Annotated in this window: 20 protein-coding genes; 9 read left to right on the forward strand and 11 right to left on the reverse strand. The window is 59.5% G+C overall.

Features of this window, described 5'->3' with window-relative positions:
* Positions 1-17: 17 nt before the first annotated feature.
* The 3 genes from N7V53_RS13615 (at position 18) to murP (ending at position 2,734) form a co-directional block, all read left to right on the forward strand.
* Positions 18-203, forward strand: a complete 186-nt coding sequence (locus N7V53_RS13615; RefSeq protein WP_279793679.1) for a flagellar biosynthesis anti-sigma factor FlgM — start codon at positions 18-20, stop codon at positions 201-203.
* A 180-nt stretch (positions 204-383) separates the two neighbouring features.
* Positions 384-1,295, forward strand: a complete 912-nt coding sequence (gene murQ / locus N7V53_RS13620) for an N-acetylmuramic acid 6-phosphate etherase (protein WP_279793680.1) — start codon at positions 384-386, stop codon at positions 1,293-1,295.
* Positions 1,295-2,734 carry a PTS N-acetylmuramic acid transporter subunit IIBC gene (gene murP / locus N7V53_RS13625; protein ID WP_279793681.1) on the forward strand — a complete coding sequence of 480 codons (1,440 nt, stop codon included), beginning with the start codon at positions 1,295-1,297 and terminating at the stop codon, positions 2,732-2,734. Before murQ ends, murP begins: the two co-directional genes overlap by 1 nt.
* Before the next feature lie 34 nt (positions 2,735-2,768).
* Here murP and N7V53_RS13630 read toward each other — a convergent pair whose 3' ends face one another.
* The 7 genes from N7V53_RS13630 to N7V53_RS13660 all read right to left on the reverse strand — a co-directional run bounded on the left by N7V53_RS13630 (position 2,769) and on the right by N7V53_RS13660 (position 10,836).
* Entirely contained in the window at positions 2,769-4,856 is a 2,088-nt protein-coding gene (locus tag N7V53_RS13630; RefSeq protein ID WP_279793682.1) for a TonB-dependent siderophore receptor, read from the reverse strand.
* Between the two features lie 128 nt (positions 4,857-4,984).
* On the reverse strand, positions 4,985-5,950 hold the full coding sequence (locus N7V53_RS13635) for a helix-turn-helix transcriptional regulator (protein WP_279793683.1): 966 nt from the start codon (positions 5,948-5,950) through the stop codon (positions 4,985-4,987).
* 144 nt (positions 5,951-6,094) lie between these two features.
* Positions 6,095-6,988 (reverse strand): MurR/RpiR family transcriptional regulator, encoded by an 894-nt coding sequence (locus N7V53_RS13640; protein ID WP_279793684.1) that lies wholly within the window; start codon positions 6,986-6,988, stop codon positions 6,095-6,097.
* A gap of 2 nt (positions 6,989-6,990) precedes the next feature.
* Positions 6,991-7,941, reverse strand: a complete 951-nt coding sequence (locus N7V53_RS13645) for an iron-siderophore ABC transporter substrate-binding protein (protein ID WP_279793685.1) — start codon at positions 7,939-7,941, stop codon at positions 6,991-6,993.
* Positions 7,942-7,955: 14 nt separating this feature from the next.
* Positions 7,956-9,008 carry an iron ABC transporter permease gene (locus N7V53_RS13650; RefSeq protein WP_279793686.1) on the reverse strand — a complete coding sequence of 351 codons (1,053 nt, stop codon included), beginning with the start codon at positions 9,006-9,008 and terminating at the stop codon, positions 7,956-7,958.
* Positions 9,005-10,012: an iron ABC transporter permease gene (locus N7V53_RS13655; protein WP_279793687.1), complete on the reverse strand. Its 1,008-nt coding sequence runs from the start codon at positions 10,010-10,012 to the stop codon at positions 9,005-9,007. Before N7V53_RS13655 ends, N7V53_RS13650 begins: the two co-directional genes overlap by 4 nt.
* Complete coding sequence (locus N7V53_RS13660; RefSeq protein WP_279793688.1) at positions 10,009-10,836, reverse strand: ABC transporter ATP-binding protein; 828 nt, start codon at positions 10,834-10,836, stop codon at positions 10,009-10,011. Before N7V53_RS13660 ends, N7V53_RS13655 begins: the two co-directional genes overlap by 4 nt.
* A gap of 438 nt (positions 10,837-11,274) precedes the next feature.
* Between N7V53_RS13660 and N7V53_RS13665 the strand changes: the two genes are divergently transcribed.
* The 6 genes from N7V53_RS13665 (at position 11,275) to N7V53_RS13690 (ending at position 18,700) form a co-directional block, all read left to right on the forward strand.
* Positions 11,275-13,419 (forward strand): TonB-dependent siderophore receptor, encoded by a 2,145-nt coding sequence (locus N7V53_RS13665; RefSeq protein WP_279793689.1) that lies wholly within the window; start codon positions 11,275-11,277, stop codon positions 13,417-13,419.
* Between the two features lie 314 nt (positions 13,420-13,733).
* Positions 13,734-14,606, forward strand: a complete 873-nt coding sequence (locus N7V53_RS13670; RefSeq protein WP_279793690.1) for a sugar ABC transporter permease — start codon at positions 13,734-13,736, stop codon at positions 14,604-14,606.
* Complete coding sequence (locus N7V53_RS13675) at positions 14,596-15,483, forward strand: carbohydrate ABC transporter permease (RefSeq protein WP_279793691.1); 888 nt, start codon at positions 14,596-14,598, stop codon at positions 15,481-15,483. The genes N7V53_RS13670 and N7V53_RS13675 overlap by 11 nt, the downstream gene beginning before the upstream one ends.
* Before the next feature lie 11 nt (positions 15,484-15,494).
* A complete protein-coding gene (locus N7V53_RS13680) occupies positions 15,495-16,319 on the forward strand; it encodes a phosphodiesterase (RefSeq protein ID WP_279793692.1) in 825 nt (274 codons plus the stop codon).
* A gap of 4 nt (positions 16,320-16,323) precedes the next feature.
* The gene (locus N7V53_RS13685; RefSeq protein ID WP_279793693.1) at positions 16,324-17,397 is read left to right on the forward strand and encodes an ABC transporter ATP-binding protein; all 1,074 of its coding nucleotides are present in this window, start codon (positions 16,324-16,326) and stop codon (positions 17,395-17,397) included.
* A complete protein-coding gene (locus N7V53_RS13690; protein WP_279793694.1) occupies positions 17,390-18,700 on the forward strand; it encodes an ABC transporter substrate-binding protein in 1,311 nt (436 codons plus the stop codon). Before N7V53_RS13685 ends, N7V53_RS13690 begins: the two co-directional genes overlap by 8 nt.
* A gap of 51 nt (positions 18,701-18,751) precedes the next feature.
* On the opposite strand, the gene N7V53_RS13695 is transcribed toward N7V53_RS13690, so the two are convergent.
* From N7V53_RS13695 to N7V53_RS13710, 4 genes are all read right to left on the reverse strand, one after another.
* On the reverse strand, positions 18,752-19,216 hold the full coding sequence (locus N7V53_RS13695) for a hypothetical protein (protein WP_279793695.1): 465 nt from the start codon (positions 19,214-19,216) through the stop codon (positions 18,752-18,754).
* A 42-nt stretch (positions 19,217-19,258) separates the two neighbouring features.
* Positions 19,259-20,296 (reverse strand): hypothetical protein, encoded by a 1,038-nt coding sequence (locus tag N7V53_RS13700; protein WP_279793696.1) that lies wholly within the window; start codon positions 20,294-20,296, stop codon positions 19,259-19,261.
* 91 nt (positions 20,297-20,387) lie between these two features.
* Positions 20,388-21,530, reverse strand: coding sequence for an MFS transporter (locus N7V53_RS13705; RefSeq protein ID WP_279793697.1), 1,143 nt, complete (start codon positions 21,528-21,530; stop codon positions 20,388-20,390).
* Positions 21,527-22,048 carry a helix-turn-helix domain containing protein gene (locus tag N7V53_RS13710; RefSeq protein WP_279793698.1) on the reverse strand — a complete coding sequence of 174 codons (522 nt, stop codon included), beginning with the start codon at positions 22,046-22,048 and terminating at the stop codon, positions 21,527-21,529. Before N7V53_RS13710 ends, N7V53_RS13705 begins: the two co-directional genes overlap by 4 nt.
* Positions 22,049-22,292 lie beyond the last annotated feature (244 nt).

The raw sequence follows: 22,292 nt of genomic DNA on the forward strand, positions 1-22,292 counted from the left end.
TCTGTGAGACGCACATCATGACAGCGCCCCCATTTTCTGACGCGACCCTCTTTTTGCTTAACCAGGCGCAGGCCGACCTTGATCAATTGCCGGAGGTTGACCAGCCTAAGATTGAACGCCTTCGCGCAGCGCTTAACGCTGGCGAACTTGAGTTCGATCCGGATGCGCTGGTGCAGGCCATTTTCACTTTTCATCAGCGCTGACGCGCCGCTTAATGATGACTTATGCGCATCATGAGCAGCGTCACACTCTCGTTTCGCGCCCCGTGTAAGAATAAATTATTCTTAAATTGATAGTTATGAATAATATATTATTCCTTTTTCGGTTGCCGGGGCCGCGACGCGGCAGGCAGAAAGTCATAACGCAGAGTGAAGTGAGACGTGATGAACATTGATCTATCCACATTGACGACCGAAGGCCGCAACAGCGCCAGCGCCAATATCGACATGCTTGATACCGAGGCGATGTTACGGGTGATTAACCGTGAGGATCAGAAGGTCGCGCTGGCGGTTGAGCAGGTGATCCCGGCGATTACGCAGGCGGTCGATGCGATTGTCAGCGCCTTTAAAAAGGGCGGACGTCTGATTTACTGCGGCGCGGGCACCTCCGGGCGTTTAGGCATTCTGGATGCCAGCGAATGCCCGCCCACTTACGGTACGCCGCGTGAGCAGGTTGTCGGCCTCATTGCTGGCGGCCATCGCGCGATTTTGCAGGCGGTGGAGAACGCCGAAGATAGCCTGACGCTCGGCGTCGACGATCTTAAATCCCTCAATTTCAACGCCAACGACGTGCTGGTCGGCATCGCCGCCAGCGGGCGCACGCCCTATGTGATTGCCGCCATGGAGTACGCCAAAAGCCTGCATGCCACCACCATATCGCTGACCTGCAACGCCGGTAGTCCGATGACGCAGATTGCCGATATCGCCATTACGCCGGTGGTCGGCGCGGAAGTGGTTACCGGCTCCTCGCGCATGAAAGCGGGCACGGCGCAAAAACTGGTGCTCAATATGCTCACTACCGGGGCGATGATCCGCAGCGGCAAAGTCTACGGCAACTTGATGGTAGACGTGGAAGCGACGAACCAGAAGCTGGTGCAGCGCCAGGTCAATATTGTCATGGAAGCCACCGGCTGCGACAGCGATGAGGCGAAGCACGCGCTACAGACCAGCAACGGCCACTGTAAAACCGCCATCCTGATGGTGCTGGCGCAGGTTGACGCCGAAGAAGCTGCGCGTTTGCTCGCGGATAACGGCGGGTTTATTCGCCAGGCACTGGCCCACGCAGGAGTGAAGTGATGGCCAAAATCACGCCGGAACTGATCACCTCCATCCTGCAACGGGTCGGTGGCGAAGCAAATATCAAAAGCTGCGGCAACTGCATGACGCGCCTGCGCCTGGCGCTGCATAACGACGCGCTTGTCGACAAGGCCGGGCTACAGGCACTGCCGGGCGTGCTCGGCGTGGTAAACAGCGACGATCAGTTGCAGATCATCGTTGGCCCCGGCAAAGCGCAAACCGCGGCAGAGATGATGAGTATCTTAATCAGCCGTGACAATGCGCCCGCAGAATCGGCCTCGCTTAAAGAGGTCGCCCGCGACACCAAACAGCAGATGAAGGCGAAGCAGACCAGCGGCCTGCATCAGTTTCTGGCGAAATTCGCCACCATTTTCACACCGCTTATCCCCGGCTTTATCGCCGCCGGGATGCTGCTCGGCTTCGCCACGCTGATTGAGCAGAGCCTGCTGGTTGGCGCGCAGGATAAGAGCAGCGCGCTCGCGCACGTCGTCGGTTATATGAAAGTGTTCGGCAAAGGGTTGTTCACCTTCCTGCCGATCTTGATTGGCTACAACGCGCAGAAAGCCTTTGGCGGCAGCGGCGTCAACGGCGCAATTATCGCCGCGCTGTTTGTGCTTGGCTACGACGCGAAAGCGACGGTCGGCTACTTCTCCGGGATCGATACCTTCTTCGGCATGAGTATCGATCCGCGCGGCAATATTATCGGCGTGCTGATCGCCACGATCCTCGGCGCGTGGATCGAGCGGCAGATCCGCAAATTTGTGCCCGACAATCTCGATATGATCCTCACCTCGCTGCTGACGCTGCTGATCACCGGTGCGCTCACCTTCACATTGATCATGCCGATCGGCGGCGAGCTGTTTAAAGGGATGTCGTGGCTGTTTCTGCACCTGAACGGCAACCCGTTTGGCTGCGCGGTGCTGGCGGGCCTGTTCCTGATTGCCGTGGTGTTTGGCGTGCATCAGGGCTTTATTCCGGTCTACTTCGCCCTGATGGATGCGCAGGGTTTCAACTCGCTCTTTCCAATTCTGGCGATGGCGGGCGGCGGCCAGGTGGGCGCGGCGCTGGCACTTTACTTCCGCGCGGCGCGTGAATCGACGATCCGCAACCAGATCCGCGGGGCGATCATTCCCGGCCTGCTCGGCGTCGGTGAACCGCTGATCTACGCCGTGACCCTGCCGCGCGTTAAACCTTTTGTTACCGCCTGTATTGGCGGTGCCTGCGGTGGATTTTTTATGGGTGCCGTGGCGTGGCTTGGCTTACCGGTCGGGTTGAATACGGTGTTTGGCCCTTCCGGGCTGGTGGCGCTGCCGCTGATGACCTCCGATCATGGCATCTACGCCGGGATGGCGGTCTATGCGGCGGGCGTGGTGGTGGCCTATCTCGGTGGGTTTATCGTCACCTGGCTCTTCGGCCATAAAGGCGTCGATCTCAGCTAAGAAAAAACCCAGCGCAGCGGCCGGGTTTATCACATCAGAATGCGTAAGAGAGGCTGCCGACGATGCTGCGCTCGGCACCAAAGTAGCAGTAGTTGGCGGAGTTACACGAGGCGACATAGCGCTTGTCGGTGAGGTTATTCACGTTCACCTGTGCGCTCAGCCCTTTCAGCCCGATATTCGACAGATCGTACCCGACGGCCAGATCCACCAGCGTGTAGGAGGGCAGCGTGTGGGTATTCTCACGATCGGAGGTGATGCCGTTAACATACCGCACGCCGGAACCGAGGGTCAGGCCGTTCAGCGCACCCGCTTTCACGTCATAGCTCAGCCAGGCGCTGGCCTGGTTACGCGGGGCGTAAACCGCGCGTTTGCCCTGCTCCTCGGCGCTGCTTTTCTTATAACGAATGTCGTTATAGGTGTAAGCCGCTTGTAAGCGCAGGTTATCCGTCAGCTGACCCACCGCTTCCAGTTCAACCCCTTCTGACTCAATCTCGCCGATAGCGCGGTAGGGATCGGTCGGCTCCACTTTGGTGGCGATATTGTTCTGGTTGATGCGGTAGACCGAGGCGCTGTACATGGTCTGCGACCCTTCCGGCTGGAACTTCAGCCCCGCTTCCCACTGCTTGCCCTTCATCGGTTGCAGGATCTTGCCGTTCTCATCGGTAAAGCTGGTCGGCGTAAAGGCCGTCGAGTAGCTTACGTAGGGCGCAAATCCGCTGTCGAAGAGGTACATCAGTGCCGCACGGCTGCTGATATGGTCTTTCTCCAGCGTATCGTGAGTGTCACCGATCTTATTGCTGTTAGTGATCTTCACCTGATCGTGACGGCCGCCGAGGGTCAGGCGCCAGCGATCGAGCGACATCTGATCCTGTACATAGATCCCGGTCTGCTCCAGTTTATGCTTTTCACGGCCATACACGGAAATTGAGAGCGGATCGGCACCGTAAACCGGGTTAAAGGCATCGATCGCCGGGAAGCTGCCATAGGACGAGGTGACATTATTATTGCGATGCTGATAATCGACGCCCACCAGCAGACGGTGGTTAATGGCACCGGTATCGACGCTGCCATCAAGCTGGTTATCCAGCGTCACCGCCGAGAGGGACTCATCCGAGCCGGAGTAACCGCGGTTCAGCTCGGTCTCATTCAGCCAGCCCGAGGCATAAACCTGATTGAGATCGACTTTGGTACGCAGGTAGCGCAGCTTCTGGCGCACCGACCAGCCGCTCTCAAACATGTGCTCAAAGTTATAGCCAACCATGTTTTCACGGCGTTTGTACTTGTCGTACTGATCTTCGCCCTCAAAGAAGGTGTTGGAGATTTTGCCCCCGGCGTGCGGCACTACGGTGCCTTCATAGGGCAGGCCAGAGTGGCTGCCACCTTCCGGATCGCGATGCAGATAGGCCATCACATCGAGGCGCGTGCTGTCGGTAATACGCCAGGTGACGCCCGGCGCGATGGCGTAACGCTGCTCTTTCAGGTGATCAAACTGGGAGTCAGCATAGCGGGTCATACCGGTTAAACGCACCGCCACGCGATCGTTATCATCCACCGGCCCGGTCACATCAAACGCCGCGCCGCGCTGGTTGTTATTGCCCGCGAAGAGTTTCACTTCACCGCCCGGATCGAACGACGGTTTACGCGAGTTCAGCGCCACAATGCCGCCCGGCGACGAGCGGCCATAGAGCACGGATGCCGGGCCGCGCACCACTTCAACGCTGTCTAAAAACCACGGGTCGATCACCAGCGAGCTGTGGGAGTTGGTGTCGCCCATCATCTTCAGGCCGTCGAGATAGACGTTATCGAGGCTGCCGTCGGAAAAGCCGCGCAGCACGATGTAATCGAAACGGTTGGAAGCACCAATTTGGTTGCTGTAGACGCCCGGCGTGTAGCTCACGGCCTGGCGCACGCTGGTTGCGCCCTGCTCTTCATACTGCTGGCGCGTGACGATCGAGACCGCCTGCGGCGTTTCGATATCCGGCGTCTCCAGCTTGGTCGCGCCGCTCTGCACCTGCGACGTTACTACCACGGTATCTTTGGCGTTTTCCTGCGCCAGCGCCGAAACGCTCATCCCACCGGTTATGCAGCCAATCATCAATGCCAGTCGCGTTTTTGCGAACATGAAACTCTCCAGAAGCGGTTATTATTGTAAATAAGAATTATTACCCTTTTGGATTCGCCAATAGCTATGCGCAATGACAATTCACATATGCGCGGTGACAAAATGGCGCCCAGGGCGAGAGAAAAGGTCTACGGGGAGGCGATCGGCTGGCGCGCTTCGCTCGGCGCGATGCCGTACCGGCGGCGAAAGGCGGTAGAAAAGTTGGTGGCGTGTTGATAGCCCGACATCCAGGCGGCTTGCTGCACGCTGTAACCCTGGACGAGGTAGCGCCGCGCCAGCGCCAGGCGGCAGTCGCGCAGATAGTCAAACACCGAGTGGCCATACGCCTGGCGGAACTTCACCCGCAGGCTGCTGGTGCTCATCGCCGCCAGCTGCGCCAGCGCGGTCAGGGTGTACTCTTTTTCCGGCTGCTGCTCGAGCAAACGGCGCACCGACTCAAGCCGTTGCCCCTCACCGCCGCAGGCGCGCGTACAGCGTTCAACGCCCGCCATCCGCTGTGACAGCGCGTGCCCGACCAGTTGCAGCATCACCCCTTCGAGGATCAGTTCGCGCGACAGTGCGGGCAGCGTCGAAAGCTGGCTCTGTTGTAAACCGGAGAGCAGAAACTCGGGCACCTGCCATAAAAAGGTTGGCGCACCGTGGGATTCCCACTGCTCCAGCAGTGCGGTAAGCAGCGGAGAGCGCTGGCAGCTGGCGGGATCGACGCCGAGCGACAGCGTGCGCAGGGCGTTATCCGCCAGATGACGGGCGTTCATCACCTGCTGCTCGCTCAGGCGCGAGGTAAAGGCCATGCCGGAACGGACGATAAACTCCTCACCGTTAAGGCGCAGCATTACGCTGCCTTCCAGCACCACCAGCATATAGAGCGGGCAGCTGTGCAGGGAGGTGGTTTCATAGGGTTGCAGAACGCGAATATCGGAGCGGGTCAGGTTCAGGCCGCTGGAGAAGCGCATCTCCTGCACATCGCCCTGAATCACGATGCGTCGCTCTTCGCTCAGCGAGCGGCAGGAAGCCAGCGCCGGAAAGCGGTAATCGATGCCGTAGCGCTCGCCAAAGCCGATAAAATCTTCAACGGAAAAGTCTCTTTTTTGCATAACCGGCAGCCGTTCGTTCTCGGTCAAACCCAGGCCCCACGCCGGGCGAAACGGCCTACACCTTACCATCCGCTCCCGGCTGCTTCAATGCTATTGAGAACGATTCTCATAAAAGGATCACAGTCAGAAGGATAACCGGCGCGCTTACCACTTTTTGCCGCCCGGCTTTAAGCCCCGGTGAAACTCATTAATGCGTTTCACCGTTTTTATCGCCCGCTGCGAATTGGCTGACGCCACCGACAGCACAATCATCTCCAGGCAGAGCAACACCGTGCCGTGCAGCGGGATTTTGCCCTTCTCGCCGCCGCGCGGGACATGGATCACCACATCCGCTTGCTGGCTGAAGCGCGAGTCGACGGCGTTGGTCAGCAGGATCACCGGAATGCCGAGCCGCCGCGCCTCTTTCAGCGTGGTCAGCCCTTCGCGGTGCGCCGATTTCTGCGCCATCATCACCAGCACATCGCCGCGCTGTAGCCCAATCAGCTGCTCAGAAAGGGCGATGCCGGTGCGGTTAAGTTCAATAGCGGGTAAGCCGATGCGGTTGAAAAGCCGCGCGCTGTACTCCGCCAGGATCCCCGATGCGCCAATACCGAAAATCGCCACCTGGCGGGCGTCGACCAGCAGTGCCACCGCCTGCGCGATGGCGTAACGGTTGGCGGGCGCGGAGAGCACTTCGCAGGTGTGTTGATGCCCTTCGAGGACAAAATCGATACCGGAATTGACGTCGCAGGCGAGCGCATTCACCGTGGTGCTCATCTTTTCGGCCGACGAAGCCGCCGGGCCAAACCACTGCTCCAGCGTCTGCTTCAGATCGCGCAACCCGGCAAAGCCCAGCGCCTGAATTGCCCGCACGACAGTGGCGTCAGAGGTGTGGGTGGCGGCGGCAATCTCCATCGCCGTCTGCTCCAGCACCGCTTCGCGATGATCGTGGATATAACGCGCCACCGCCTGCAAACGCGGCGACAGCGTCTGCGCCCGCGCGCGAAAACGCTCGCCGTAGACATCGACGCGGCTTCTGGCCCGCTTTGCGTTCTGCATCTTCACTTCCCTTGTTGCGGCAGCGGTCGCCCGGCAATCTGCGACTGCACCTGCGCCACCATCAGGCTTAACGAGGCAAAGGAGTTAGAGATCGCCTCTTCCCGTGAAATCAGTACATAGCGCCCGTTGTGACAGGCGGTGAGGAAATCGCACCAGCCGGGCATCACCGCGTTCATGGCGGCCATCTCATCCTGCGGTGTGCCGCCGGTATCGCCGCGCCATGTCGCAAAGACAAAGTCCGCATCCAGCTCCGGTAGCCGCTCGGCGCTGACGTCCATCCGCCCGCCTTCGGGGATGCTGTCGATAAGCGGCGGGAAGCGAAAACCGGCATCCCGCAGCACGCGGCCCAGCGAGTGGTAGCTGTGCAAGACGTTGATTTTGCCGTTGTTCGCCTGAATAACCGACACCGTTATCTTGCGGGTATCAATGGTCTTTTTCAGCGCCGCAATCTGCTCCTGATAGCGCCGCATCAGGATCGCCAGCCGCGCCTGCGTGCCGGTCAGCTGCGCCAGCTTGCGGTAGATCTCCGGCGCGCCGCCCTGCAGGTGATCGATGCTCACAGTCGGCGCGATCTTCTCCAGTTGCTCTACTGGCGTATTACGGCTGGGCTCGGTGATGATCAAATCGGGTTTTGCCGCAGCCACCGCTTCCATATCGATATCGGCAGAGCCGATAAAGCGGATGTCAGAGTTATCAAAGTCGACGCCGGTTAACAGCGCGCCGGAGCGTAAAACGTGGCGACCATCCGCCTGCGTGCGCCCGTGGCTGGCGACCGGCGGCACGCCAAGCTCAATCAGCGGAATGGTGATATCAAGATCGTGCAGCGAGACAATGCGTTTCGGGTGCTGCGGTACCTTGACCACGCGCCCTAAATCGTCGGTGAAACTCTGCACAGGCTCTGCGGCAGCGGCGGCGAAACCGGCCAGCAGCAGCAGGGAGAAGAGGATGCGCATAGAACTCCTTAAGGTTACAAGCGATCGCGCCGCTGCCAGAGCAGCAACAGGAAAAAGGGGCCGCCCACCAGCGCAATCACAATCCCGGCGGGAAGTTGCAGTGGCGCAAACGCCAGCCGCCCAATCGTATCGGCAGCCAGCACCAGCAAACCACCGAGCAGTGCGCTGCCCCACAGCAGCGCGCGCTCGCCGCCGCGCAGCAGAAAGCGCGCCATATGCGGGGCGATCAGCCCGACAAAGCCGAGGCTGCCGACGCAGGAGACGCTGGCCGCGGTCAGCAACACCGGCGCGAACACCCGCAGGCCGTTAAGCAGCATCAGCCGCACGCCGAGACCGGTTGCCGCCTGGTTACCCAGTTGCGCGACATCCGCCGCGCGGGCGGTGAGCAGCAAAATAAGTGCCGCAGGCAGCACCCAGCAGAGCGCCACGCCCAGCAGCGGCAAGCTGGCAGCCTGTAAACTGCCCGCCAGCCACAGCATCGCGGTCTGTACGTCGCGCACATCAGCGGTGGTCATAAAGAGGCCGATACCGGCGGCGAAAGTCCAGGAGAGGCCAATACCCAGCAGCACAAAGCGCGGGCGGGAGACATCCCGCGCCAGCGCGATCACCAGGCCTGCGGCAAGCAGGCCGCCCGCCATTCCCGCCAGCGGGCGCCAGACAACGCTCACCGCCGGAAAGCTGAACACCAGCGTTAACACCGCAACGCTGGCCCCCTCTTTCACGCCAATTAAGCCCGGATCCGCCAGCCCGTTGCGCGTCATGGATTGCATCGCCGCGCCCGCCATGCCGAGCATCGCTCCGCAGAGCAGCGCCATGCAGAGCCGCGGCAGGCGCAGATCCCACACCACATAGTGTTGCTCGCCGCTGAGCATCTGCGGCATAAACAGCGCCCGGGCAAGGTTTGATGTCGGCACGGGCAGCGATCCGTGCGAAACGCCGAACAGCAGCAGCCCCAGCGCCAGCAGTAGCAGGCCGCTCAGCCACAGCAGCGCACGCGGGCGCAGCAGGCGGGAGAAGCCGCCGATCCGGAATACACGCAGCCCGGCGCGATGCAGTTGGTGGCTCATTTGAAGAACCTCGCCGCCAGCAGCATGAACAGCGGCGCGCCGACCAGCGCAGTCATCACCCCGGTCGCCAGCTCCTGCGGCGACAGCAGCGTACGCGCGGCGATATCCGCCAGCAGCAGCAGCGCCGCGCCTCCAAGGGCGGAAAGTGGGATCACCACGCGCAGATCGCTCCCCGCCAGGCGGCGCACCATATGCGGCACCACCAGCCCGACAAACCCGACCGGCCCGGCAATGGCCACCGCCGCGCCGCACAGCAGCGCAATGGCGAGTAAGGAGAGCAGGCGAATGCGCGCCAGCGAAACACCAAGGCCGCGCGCCAGCGTATCGCCGAGCGCCAGCATATTCAGTGCCGGTGCCAGCCCAATCGCCAGCGCGAAGCCAGCGGTGGCAGCCATCGCCGCAGGGGTGATTTGCGCCCAGCTTAGCCCGGCAAGATCGCCCGCCAGCCAGGTGCGCATGCTCAGCAAGGTCTGCTCATCAAGGATCAGGATCGCGGCGGTGATTGACGAGGCAAAGGCCGACAGCGCCACGCCGCAGAGCGTCACCTTCATCGGCGTGAAGCCAGCGCGCCCGGCCGAACAGAGCAGCATCACCAGGGAAAAGAGGATGGCCGCGCCGGTGGCGGCAATCAGCGGTCGGCTAACGGCGGCATCGCCCACCGTGATGCCAAGCGCGGTAGTTGCCACCACCGCCAGCGCGGCTCCGGCATTCAACCCAAGGATGTGCGGCTCACCTAAGGGGTTGCGAATAACCGACTGCAAGAGTGCTCCGGCAACGCCCAACGCGCCGCCGGTAAAGATCGCGGCGACGAGGCGCAGCAAACGCAGGCTGATGATCACCCGGTGATCGAAATTGTGCGGATCAAAGGCGATCAGCGCCTGCACCACTGTCGGCGGTGCGATGTAGCGCGCGCCAAGTCCCAGGTGGGCAATGGCCGCCATCATCACTAATGCCAGCAGGCCAAGCGCGGCGATGCTCACGCGGGCAGAGTGACGAATGATCATGCGCCGCTACCGCCCGGTTTGCGAAAGGGGATAAAGAAGGGCTTGCCGGTCAACGGGTTAACCGACATCTGTACCTCGACATCGAACACGCGTTTGATCAGCTCCGGCGTGCAGGCTTCGCCTTCGTTGATCACCCCCTGCAAACGTCCCTGCTTGAGGAAGATCAGCGTGTCGGCGTAGTTCACCGCGAAGTTAAGATCGTGCAGCACCACAATCACCGTGCGGCCATGATCGCGGGTTAAGGTGTGCAGCAGTTCGAGGATCTCCACCTGATAGCGAAGATCGAGGAAGGTGGTTGGTTCATCAAGCAGGATCACCGGCGTTTGCTGCGCCAGCGCCATCGCAATCCAGCAGCGCTGCCGCTGGCCGCCGGAAAGGCTATCCACGGGCTGATGGGCAAACCCGGCAGTGCCGGTCATCTCCAGCGCCTGCTGCACTGCGTTTTCATCCTCCTGGGACCACTGGCGCATAAAGCTCTGCCAGGGGAAACGCCCGCGCGCGACCAGCTCAAACACCGTCAGCCCTTCCGGCACGACCGGCGACTGCGGCAAGATGCCCAACTGGCGGGAGACGGCTTTTGTCGGCTGCTGATGAATCGCTTTGCCATCCAGCAACACGCTGCCGCCCAGCGGTTTCAGCATGCGGGCAATGGTGCTGAGCAGAGTGGATTTCCCGGAGCCGTTTGCGCCCACCAGCACACTCATTTTGCCGAGGGGAATGGTCAGGCTGATCTCATCGACAATTATCTGCTTGTGATAGCCCGCCGACAGGCGTTCGAGCACGATACCTTGCCCGCTTTCAGGTTGTTCCACGTGTTGTGGCATGTTGACTCCTGCGCCGCAACAGCGTGGCTACCCGCGCGTGCGTTAGCATCAAATAAAAATAAATCTCATTCTCTTTTGAAATTTTGCAGTTTGCCGCTGTAGTAGTCAAGTATCCAAATGAGCGAGTTCACTTAGCCGCTCTGGCAGATTGCGTCCGCATATTTGAAAAACAGAATGAGCCATTAAGTTATTTATTTTTAATAAGTTAATTAACTAAACCTACTGCACAAACTGCCCTCTTACCGCTGCGCTTCTGCTGTAGTGAATATCTCACTTTTATCATTTACTACTACATAAGCCCATGATTGAATGATTATCAATTACAAATCCGAAGCCGCACACTACGGTTAACGGATAGCGCTTTATCCACCAGCAATAACCATAAAAAAACGTTCACGCCTGCCGGTAACGCAGGCACGCTTCGGGAAAGAAGAAGACATGGCAGATTTAACGGGTTGTTATTCCGGGCAAAAAGGGCGCGCGCGCCTCTCTGCGCTCATTTTAGGCGCGCTCGTTTCACCACTCACGCACGCCGCAGATAACAAAGAGGGCGACACCGTAACGGTAGTGGCAGATGCCGCCGCCGATAAACCGGCCACCTCCGGGTATCAGCCGCTCAGCTCCTCCACCGCCACCCTGACCTCGATGCCGCTGCTGGATATTCCGCAAGTGGTGAACACCGTCAGCGACCAGGTGCTGGAAGATCAACACGCCACTACGCTTGATGAAGCGCTCTACAACGTCAGCAACGTTGTGCAGACCAACACGCTCGGCGGCACGCAGGATGCGTTTGTGCGCCGCGGTTTTGGTGCCAACCGCGACGGCTCGGTGATGACCAACGGCCTGCGCACCGTGGTGCCGCGCAGTTTTAACGCCGATGTCTCGCGGGTGGAAGTGCTGAAAGGCCCGGCCTCAACGCTGTATGGCATTCTCGATCCCGGCGGGCTTATCAACGTGGTGACCAAACGCCCGGAAACCACCTTTGGTGGCTCCGTTTCCGCCACCTCCAGCAGCTTTGGCGGCGGCACCGGTGAGTTTGACGTTACCGGCCCGATCGAGGGCACGCGGCTAGCCTGGCGCTTGATCGGCGAATATCAGAACGAAGATTACTGGCGTAATTTCGGCAAGCAGAAAAGCACCTTTATCGCCCCTTCACTGAGCTGGTTTGGCGACAACGCGACGATCAATGTGCTCTACTCCCATCGTGATTATCAGATGCCGTTCGATCGCGGCACGATCTTCGATCTTGCGACCAAACAGCCGGTCAATGTCGATCGTAAAACCCGTTTTGATGAGCCGTTTAATATTACTGACGGTGAATCTGACATCGCGCAGCTCAACGCTGAATACCGCTTTAACAGCCAGTGGACCGGAAAGCTGGAGTATGGTTTCAGCCAGGATAAATACAGCGATAACCAGTCGCGGGTGATGGCCTATAACGCCGCCACCGGTGGGCTGACGCGCCGGGTGGATGCCACGCAGGGATCGACCCAGCGCATGCACACCACGCGCGCCGATCTGCAGGGCAACGTGACGCTCGGCGGCTTTTATAACGAGATCCTCACCGGCGTCGCGTATGAAAATTACGATCTGCTGCGCACCGATATGATCCGCTGTAAGAACGTGAAAGATTTCAATATTTACAACCCGAGCTACGGTCGGGCGAGCAAATGTACAACCGTCTCGGCCTCTGACAGCGATCAGCGCATCCAGCAAGAGAGCTACTCGGCGTATGCCCAGGATGCGCTCTATCTGACGGACAACTGGATCGCGGTCGCCGGGATGCGCTACCAGTATTACACCCAGTATGCGGGCAAAGGGCGGCCGTTTAAGGTCAACACCGACAGCAGTGATGAGCAGTGGACGCCGAAATTTGGCCTCGTTTATAAACTCACACCGTCGATCTCACTGTTCGGTAACGTGGCGAAAGCTTTTATGCCGCAGTCGTCGATTGCCAGCTATATCGGCGACCTGCCGCCGGAAACGTCGACCTCCTATGAAGTGGGTGCCAAATTTGACCTGTTCGACGGTGTTACTGCCAACATTACGGCGTTTGATATCCACAAACGCAACGTGCTGTATAACGAAATCATCGGCGATGAGACGGTAGCGAAAACCGCCGGGCGCGTGCGCTCTCAGGGTGTTGAGATGGATCTGGCGGGTGCGCTGACGCCGAATATGAATGTGATCGCCAGCTACAGCTATACCGCGGCGAAAGTGCTGGAAGATCCGGACTACGCCGGGAAACCGCTGCCGAACGTGCCGCGTCACACCGGTTCGCTGTTCCTGACCTATGACATTCACAATGTTTACGCCGGTAATACGCTGACCCTTGGCGGCGGTGGGCACGGCGTCAGCCGCCGCTCGGCCACCAACGGCGCGGATTACTACCTGCCTGGCTATGTCGTCGCGGATGCCTTTGCCGCTTACAAAATGCAGCTGCGCTACCCGGTGACGCTGCAACTGAACCTGAAAAACCTGTTTGATAAGACCTATTACACCTCATCGATGGGCACCAATAATCTGGGTAACCAGATTGGCGATCCGCGTGAAGTGCAGTTCACGGTGAAGATGGATTTTTAAGGTTTAACCGGTAACCCTTCTGCATTGCCCGATGGCGCTTCGCTTATCGGGCCTACGTGTAAGCACTCGCTTTTCGTAGGCCGGGTAAGGCGTAGCTGCCACCCGGCACCTCCCCTGCACTGCCCGATGGCGCTTCGCTTATCGGGCCTACGTGTGAGCACACCCTTTTCGTAGGCCGGGTAAGGCGCAGCCGCCACCCGGCACCTTCCCCGTACTTCCGGTTCATTAAACAGTCACCTGCACGCCATGCTTTTGCAGCATTGGTTTCACACAATGCCCGCTTTCGAAACCCGTGACGTTTTTTTCAGGCAACTATGAAAAAGTACTGGCTTCCCTGGCTTATCCTCTCGCCGTCGCTGCTCTTCCTGGCGCTGTTCACCTACTTTCCCCTGCTGCGCTCGGTCTACGACAGCCTGTTTGATACGCGCATGGCGAGCGACAACCCGCCCTTTGTCGGTGCGGCTAACTTTATGCGCCTGCTGGAAGACAGCGTCTTCTGGCAATCGCTGCTCAATAACCTGCTCTATATCCTGCTGACGGTGATCCCGGGCGTCACGCTGGCGCTGCTGCTGGCCGTCGCGCTGTGGGAAAACCACCGCGTCAACCGCTGGCTGCGCACCGCCTTTTTCTTCCCGATGATTATCCCGATGGTCAGCGCCGCCGCGCTGTGGCTATTTATCTTTATGCCCGGCCTCGGCATGCTCGATCACTACCTGGCCACCCTTTTTGGCCCGATGAACAACAACTGGCTCGGTCGCAGCAACAGCGCCCTGTTTGCGCTGGCGCTGATTGGCGTATGGAAATTTGCCGGCTACTACATGCTGTTCTTTCTTGCCGGATTGCAGGGCATTCCCGCTTCCACGCGCGAAGCGGCGGTGATGGAAGGCGCAACGCCAAGCCAGGTTTTCTTCAAAGTGACGCTGCCGCTGCTGCGCCCGACCCTGAGCTTTGTGCTCACCACAGCGCTGATCTACTCCGTAACGCAGATCGATCACGTTGCGGTGATGACCCACGGCGGGCCGGACAACGCCACCACCGTGCTGCTCTACTACATCCAGAATCTCGCCTGGGAGACGCACGATCTCGGTAAAGCGTCGGCGGCCACCTTTTTAACGCTGGTCGGCCTGTTCATCTTTTCGCTGGTTAACCTGAAATTACTGGAAAGAGGAGCGCACTATGAGCGTTGAGATCTCGCCTGCCCTCAACTCGACGGCCGCCGCTGCCCGCCCGCGCTGGCTGCGTCTGCGCCACTCCCGTTCGTTTACCCTCGCGCTGTTAATGAGCTGCCTGGCGCTGCTGTGGGTCAGCCCGTTTATCTGGATGCTGTCGTCCGCTTTCAGCACCACCACCTTCGGCGAAGAGATGGCCTCGATCCTGCCGCGCTTCCCGCTGACGCTGGATAACTTCCGCGAGGCGTGGAACAGCGCCGACTGGCTGAGCCTCTATGGCAACACGCTGATTTTCGCCTTCGGCACCTTCTTCGTGCAGCTTTTTACCATCACGACCGCCGGGTATGTCTTCGCCTGCCACGAGTTTCGCGGCAAGCAGACGCTGTTCGTCCTCTTTCTGGTGCAGCTGATGATCATGCCGGTGGTGATGATGATCCCCAATATGCTGACGCTGAAAACCTTCGACCTGCTCAACACCTTAACCGGCGTGATGATGCCCTACTTCACCTCGGCGTTCGGCGTGTTCCTGATGCGCCAGGCCTTTCTCGCCATCCCGAAAGAGATCGAAGAGGCGGCGCTGATGGAGGGCTGCCGCTGGTGGCAGGTGCTGTTCCGCGTGATGTTACCGATGTCGTGGCCGTCGCTGCTCGCCTTCGCCACCGTCAGCATTACCTATCATTGGAACGAGTATTTATGGCCGCTAATGATGCTTAACGATCCCGACAAGCAGGTGCTGACGGTCGGGCTGGTCTCCTTCGCCATGGGCGCGGAGTCCGGCGGGCAGTGGGGGGTGATCAGCGCCGGGACGCTGATGGTCTGCCTGCCGCTGATGGTCGCCTTTATCGCGTTCCAGAAACAGTTTCTTCGAAGCTTTGGCTTCTCCGGCATTAAATAAGGAGTGCAGTGATGTTTTTAGCGCAAATTTCCGACACCCACTTTCGTAGCCAGCATCAGAAGCTGTACGGGTTTATTGACGTCAATGCCGGTAACGCCGATGTGGTGTGCCAGCTAAACGCCCTGCGCGAGCGCCCGGACGCGGTGGTCATCAGCGGCGATATCGTCAACTGCGGCCAGCCTGCGGAGTATCACGTGGCGCGCCAGGTGCTCGGCAGCCTCGACTATCCGCTGTTTGTCATTCCCGGCAATCACGACGACAAAGCGCACTTTCTTGAGTATATGCACCCGCTCTGCCCACAGCTGGGCAGCGATCCGCACAATATGCGTTACGCGATTGATGAGTTCCCCACCCGCCTGCTGTTTATTGACACAAGCCTCGCCGGGGAGTCAAAAGGCTGGCTGACGCCGGAGACGCTGAACTGGCTGGAAGCGCAGCTTACACAGAGTAGAGATCGGCCTACCGCGCTCTTTATGCACCACCCGCCGCTGCCGCTCGGCAATGCGCAGATGGATCGCATCGCCTGCGAAAACGGTCATCTGCTGTTAAATCTGATTGAGCGTTTCCCGGCGCTGACGCGCATCTTCTGCGGCCATAACCACAGCCTGACCATGACCCAGTATCGCCAGGCGACGATTGCCACCATTCCCGCCACCGTGCATCAGGTGCCGTACTGCCACGAAGATACCCGCCCCTATTACGATATGTCGCCGCCCGCCTGCCTGATGCACCGCCAGATCGGCGAACAGTGGGTCAGCTACCTGCATTCGCTCTCGCACTACCCTGGCCCGTGGCTCTACAACCCGCAGATCAGCTGCCCGGTGGATGAGCGCTAAGCACATGTTAAGACTCAATCAGATAAGTAAAAGTTTTGAGGGCAATGCGGCACTGAACGCGGTCTCGCTGGAGATTGCCGACGGCGAATTTGTCGTGCTGGTCGGCCCGTCCGGCTGCGGTAAAAGCACGCTGCTGCGGCTGATCGCCGGCTTAGAGAGCGTCAGCAGCGGGGAGATCTGGCTCGATAATCAGCAGATCACTTCTCTTTCGCCGCGCGATCGCAACTTTGCGATGATCTTCCAGAACTACGCCCTCTTCCCGCATCTTTCCGTGCGCGACAACATCACCTTCGGCATGAAGGTGCGCAATGAGGAGCGAGCAAGCTGGCAGCCGCGGCTGGAGCGCGTGGCGCAGATGCTGGAACTTGATACGCTGCTGGAGAGAAAACCGGCCAAACTCTCCGGCGGCCAGCGTCAGCGCGTGGCGATGGCGCGCGCCATCGTGCGCAACCCGAAGCTCTTTTTGATGGATGAACCGCTCTCCAACCTCGATGCCCGCCTGCGCAGCGACGTGCGCGACAGCATTATGGCGATGCACCAGCAGTTACAGATAAGCACCATCTACGTCACCCATGATCAGACCGAAGCGATGTCGATGGCCGACCGCATCGTAGTGATGAACGGCGGGCATGTGCAGCAGGTGGGCCGCCCGGAAGAGCTCTATGCGCACCCGGTGAACCTGTTTGTCGCTGGCTTTATCGGCTCACCGGCGATGAACCTGCAACGGCTGCCCTGCGCCGCAGGCGATGTGCAGTTGGGCGAGCAGCGCCTGCCGCTGCCGGCTCACGCCCGAAATGATGTTGAGGTGTGGCTCGGCATTCGCCCGGAACATATCACCGATGTGCCAGAAGCAGGCCATCTGATGCTGCCTGCCACCGTCACCCAGCGCGAACTGATGGGCGCGGATTACCAGCTGCATGTCACCACGCCCATCGGCAACCTGCGCTACATCCGCCGTCACCGGGGTGATGTTCCCAACAAAGGGGACACGCTCAGCGTCGGTTTTTCACCGTTTGATTGCCACCTTTTTGCTGCCGATACGCAGCGTAATTTACACCAGGAGAGAGACCATGCATAAGCTGATGCGAGTGCTTACTTACGGTATAACCCTTGCGATAAGCGCCAATGCGGCGGCGCAGGAGAAGATCGACTTTATGTTTCCGGCACCGGTCGACGGCAAGCTGACGATGGAGATGACGCGCATCATCAAAGCCTTCAACGACTCGCAAAAAGAGGTCGAGGTGCGCGGCATTTTTACCGGCAACTACGACACCACCAAAATGAAAGCCGAGTCCGCGCAGAAGGCGGGCCAGCCGCCTGCGCTGGTGATCATGTCCGCCAACTTCACCACCGATCTGGCGCTGAAAGATGAAATCCTGCCAATGGATGAGCTGTTTAAATATGGCGATAAAAAAGCGGGCGATTTCCTGCAAAGCGCCTTCTGGCCTGCGATGCATAAGAATGCGCAGGTGATGGGCGTAACCTATGCCATCCCGTTCCACAACTCGACGCCGATCCTCTACTACAACAAAACGCTGTTTGCGCAGGCGGGCATCACGCAACCGCCGCAGGACTGGAAAACGCTGCTGGAGGATGCGAAAAAGCTGACGGACCAGAGCAAAGGCCAGTGGGGCATTATGCTCCCCTCCACCAACGACGATTACGGCGGCTGGATCTTCTCCTCGCTGGTACGCGCCAACGGCGGCAACTACTTCAACGAGAACTTCCCGGGCGAGGTCTATTACAACGCGCCGACCACCATTGGCGCGCTGCGCTTCTGGCAGGATCTGATCTACAAAGAGAAAGTGATGCCCTCCGGCGTGCTGAACTCCAAACAGATCAGCGCCGCCTTCTTCTCCGGCAAAGTGGGGATGACGATGCTGAGCACCGGCGCGCTTGGCTTTATGCGTGAAAACAGCAAAGGGTTTGAGCTGGGCGTAGCGATGATGCCTGCCCAGCTGCAGCGCGCGGTGCCGATTGGCGGCGCCAGCCTGGTGAGCTTTAAAGGCATCTCAGACGCGCAGAAAAAAGCGGCTTATACGTTTATGACCTACCTCATTAGCCCCGAGGTGAACGGTGCATGGAGCCGCTTTACCGGCTACTTCTCGCCGCTGAAAGCGACCTACGACACGCCGGAGATGAAGGCTTACCTCAAGCAGGATCCGCGCGCGGCGATTGCGCTGGAGCAGTTGCAGTATGCGCAACCGTGGTATTCCACTTATGAAACCGTCGCCGTGCGCAAAGCGATGGAGAACCAGCTCGCCGCGGTGGTGAACGATGACAAAGTGACGCCGGAAGCGGCGGCCGCCGCCGCACAAAAAGAGGCGGATACGCTGATGAAGCCCTACGTCGATAAAACGGCGCTACAGCCGGTGAAATAGGGAATGTGCGCCCCGCAGGGAGGCGGGGCAGATTTATCCAGTAAGCACTCACTAACGCAGCAGTATCATACTTAGCGTCGCCTGGCGGGTTTGCGCCTCGTAATAGAGTGAAAAGGTATCTGCTGCGGGGTTGCCGGGTTTTCGCCACTCTTCTGCACTGGTTAGCGGGTGCGGATCGCGCTTATAGCCGAGGCGTTGAACGTACTGCCGCAGCGCCTCGATACTCTCTTTACTGGCATTCTCGAAAATAATGCTGTTGATGGAGGGATAACCGTCACCATTATGAAATTCCAAATGATAAGTCGTGGTGATACGCGGAGCCTGCGCAATCGCTTTTTCAGTCAACGTGTTGTAATCCCAAAGATTACGCTCGGTGTAGACCGTGGTTTCCCCCAGCCCGGAGAGCATCAGCCAGAGCAGAAAGAAGAGCACCAGCGCGAGTGAAACCACAAATAGGCTGCCCCACTTAACTATGCGGAAGATTAACGCGGTGGCTGCGTGGGGCTTGTGCATCATTATTTTTTATCCTGCACCGTAGTTTGACGCGTCGCTCTTTGCCTACTCTTCGCGCGCCATAATCTTTTCGATAAACGCATCAAGCTGATGGCGTTGCAGATAGGTTTTCACCTGTCGCTCCCAGCCGGAGCCATCGCCGAGCACCGCGCGGCTGTGCGTCGGAGCGTAGAGATAACGCGTGTCGTAAAGGTTCATCAGCGACTGGTTCATCGCATCGATATTGGCCGGGGTTTTCTTGCTTCTCTCTTGCTGAATAGCCAGCGAACGCAGCACTTTTTCACGCGACGCTTCATTGGGCGTCCACGACTGCTCGCTCAGTTCGCTTAGCACCAGGAACTGCGGCTGGTACTCCTCCGCCAGCGCGGCCTGCAACCGGTCGTGGCCGTCAAGGATCACAAACGACGCCAGCCCGGCGATATACCACACCAGAATCGGAGGCAGCGCGTTTTCGCGGCACTTCTTGCGCCACCACTTCACGCGGCCGGACTCGGCATCCACCGGATAGCGGCTGAGCAGCAGATGACCGCCCCACCACCAGTCGACCCACTTCACCTTTTCCGGGTTTTGCAGATCGGGAAAATCTTCACTGTAGAGCGACCAGTTCACGCCGATATAGGTGCTGTGGTCGGGCGTCTCAAAACGCCACTCCTCGCGCGGCACTTTGCGATTGCAAACATAGGGTGCCTTCGGCTTTGCCGCCAGCATCGGGCGCAGCAGCCAGCGGCGCGGCGGCAACAGCGGAACGGGCGCTTCCATTAATTCACGGGCAAAGTAGCGGCACCAGTGGCTGATCCAGTTCTCTTCGCCCGCCCGTTTAGCGCTTTCTACGTCCGCCGAGCTGATGGCAGGCAGCAGCAGATCCTGGCCGGGGTGCTCGGTGTTAAACACCAGCCAGACGCCGGAGTGGTCGTTTAGCATCGTCGCCCAGAAGAGGGGTTCACCATTGACCTGCAACGCCATGCGGCCGTTGTTGCCGCTCTGCATCTCCATCGCCTGACCGTTGCCTTCGCGCACCACCAGCTCAAGCCCCTGCCAGCGATCCTGACGATCGTGCAGATCTTTCCACCAGTACTCACTCATCCTCTTCTCCTTACGACGTAACCCGCAGAGTGTAAGGCAAAGTTGCCGAATCGATAACTACCGGAATGGCACTGTTAAAGAGTGCAGAACCTCAGCCTGGCGTGCGGTGCCCATCTTTTGATACTGCGGGCGGATAAAACAGCATAATGCCCGCCAGCAGTGTAAAGGCGATCAGCGCTGGTGCCGCGCCGATCTGTGCGTAAAGCGCGCCGAAAAGCATCGATCCGGCAACCTGTCCAGCGGCGAGCATAAAAAAGACCACGCCGACGCCGGATGCCGGTCTCTCTGGCGTGGCCTGCGCGCCGCCAACCAGCAGCACGCCGGAGAGCGTAATGTAACCCGCCCCACAGAGTGCGACTGCCGGAAACAGCCAGCCGCTGAAGGCATGGCTGAAGGCAATCAGCACCAGCGGCGCAGCCATAAACAGCAGCGACAGACAGTAAACCTGCCGCATGCCGATGAGGCGCGCAAGCGGCCCGGTCAGCACCCCGAGCACTCCCGCCGCGCCGCACACCAGCCATAGCAGGCTTATCAGCGTATCCGCGACTTTCGCATGCTGGCGCAGCACCTCTGGGCCAAAGCTCCACCACGCCGCGCTCGCCATACCGCTGATAAAGGCGACGATCGCAAGCCGCACCAGTTGACGAGTAAACAGCCTCGCCTGAGCAGATGGTTCAACCTGCGTCACGGCACCCGACGGCAGATAACGCCATACCGGCAGCAACGTCAGCAGCGCAATTGCGGCAAACAGCACGCAGGCGTAGCGCCAGGGCAAAATAAGCAGCAGCGGCACAGAGAGGATAATCCCTGCGCCGGTGCCAGCGTTGATAATGGTGTTGACCTGCGTCTGGCGCTGCGCGGTGATGGCCTGGCTGACGGCCGCCGCCAGCGAGGGTGAAGAGAGCCCAGCGCTGAAACCGGCAATCAGCAGCCCTGACGCCAGCAATACGGGCGAGGAAGCCGCGGCAAGCAGCAGCAGACCCGCTGCGGCACAGAGCGCGGAGATCACGCCCACAAGCCTTGCGCCATAGCGCATGCAGAGCCGGGACGCCACTGAGACCGACAGGCAGTAGGCGGCGAAACTGCACGCGGAGAGGACGCCCGCCAGACGCGGGCTGAATGATACCTCCTGCGAGACCGCGGGCAGCATCAACCCCCAGGAGAAACGCGCCAGCCCGTAAGAGACGGCAATCAACAGGAAACCGGTAACGGCGAGCGAGAGGGCGTTTTTCACGACGTCTCCTGGCGTGCCATAAGCAGTGCCGCCGCATCACCGGCGCGCTGTGCGGCCTGCGCGCCGACGATCAGTGCCGAGGTGATAGCGCCTTCAAACAGCATCCATATCGCATCTGCCAGCGCGACGTCGTGCACGCAGGCGGTGATGTAAGCGCGCAGCTGATAGCGAAAATCGAGCGCCAGTGCCGACAGGCGAACACTCTCCTGCGCATACTCGCCCCAGGCTTTCAGAAAGAAGCAGCCGCCGGTGCCGTAAGCTTCCATCCAGTCGCCAAGCACGGTGAAAAGAGTGTGAATGGCGAGCGGATCTTCTGCTGGTCGCAGGTCGGCAAAAAACCGTTGCTGACGCGCCTGCATCACCGCCTCGGTAAGCTGCTCGCGCGACGGAAAATGGCGATAAAGCGTGCGCGTGGAGACACCCGCTTCGCGGCAGATGCGGTCGGTGCTGGTGGCGTGAAAGCCGTTGTCATAGAAGAGCCGCTCGGCGGCCTGGATGATATCGTTTCTTTTTTGCATAGTTAAAAAGTAAACCGATCGTTTTACTTATGCAAAAAAATGGGAGGATTTTTTATACGATGCTCAGCGAGTGGAATCATCTGTGAGTGAGAGATGCCCTGTGCTGTCAGTTGAAAGAGTGAAATTTGCGCTGATGAGATAGGCATCCCCCTTGAGCGGCACTACGTTCCAGTACAAAGCATATTTTTACCCTGCCCTGAATGCCGTGCTAAACATGGGCAGGCAATCACCCGCAGCAATATAA

Source organism: Kosakonia sp. HypNH10 (genome assembly GCF_029850615.1).
Lineage (GTDB): Bacteria > Pseudomonadota > Gammaproteobacteria > Enterobacterales > Enterobacteriaceae > Kosakonia > Kosakonia cowanii.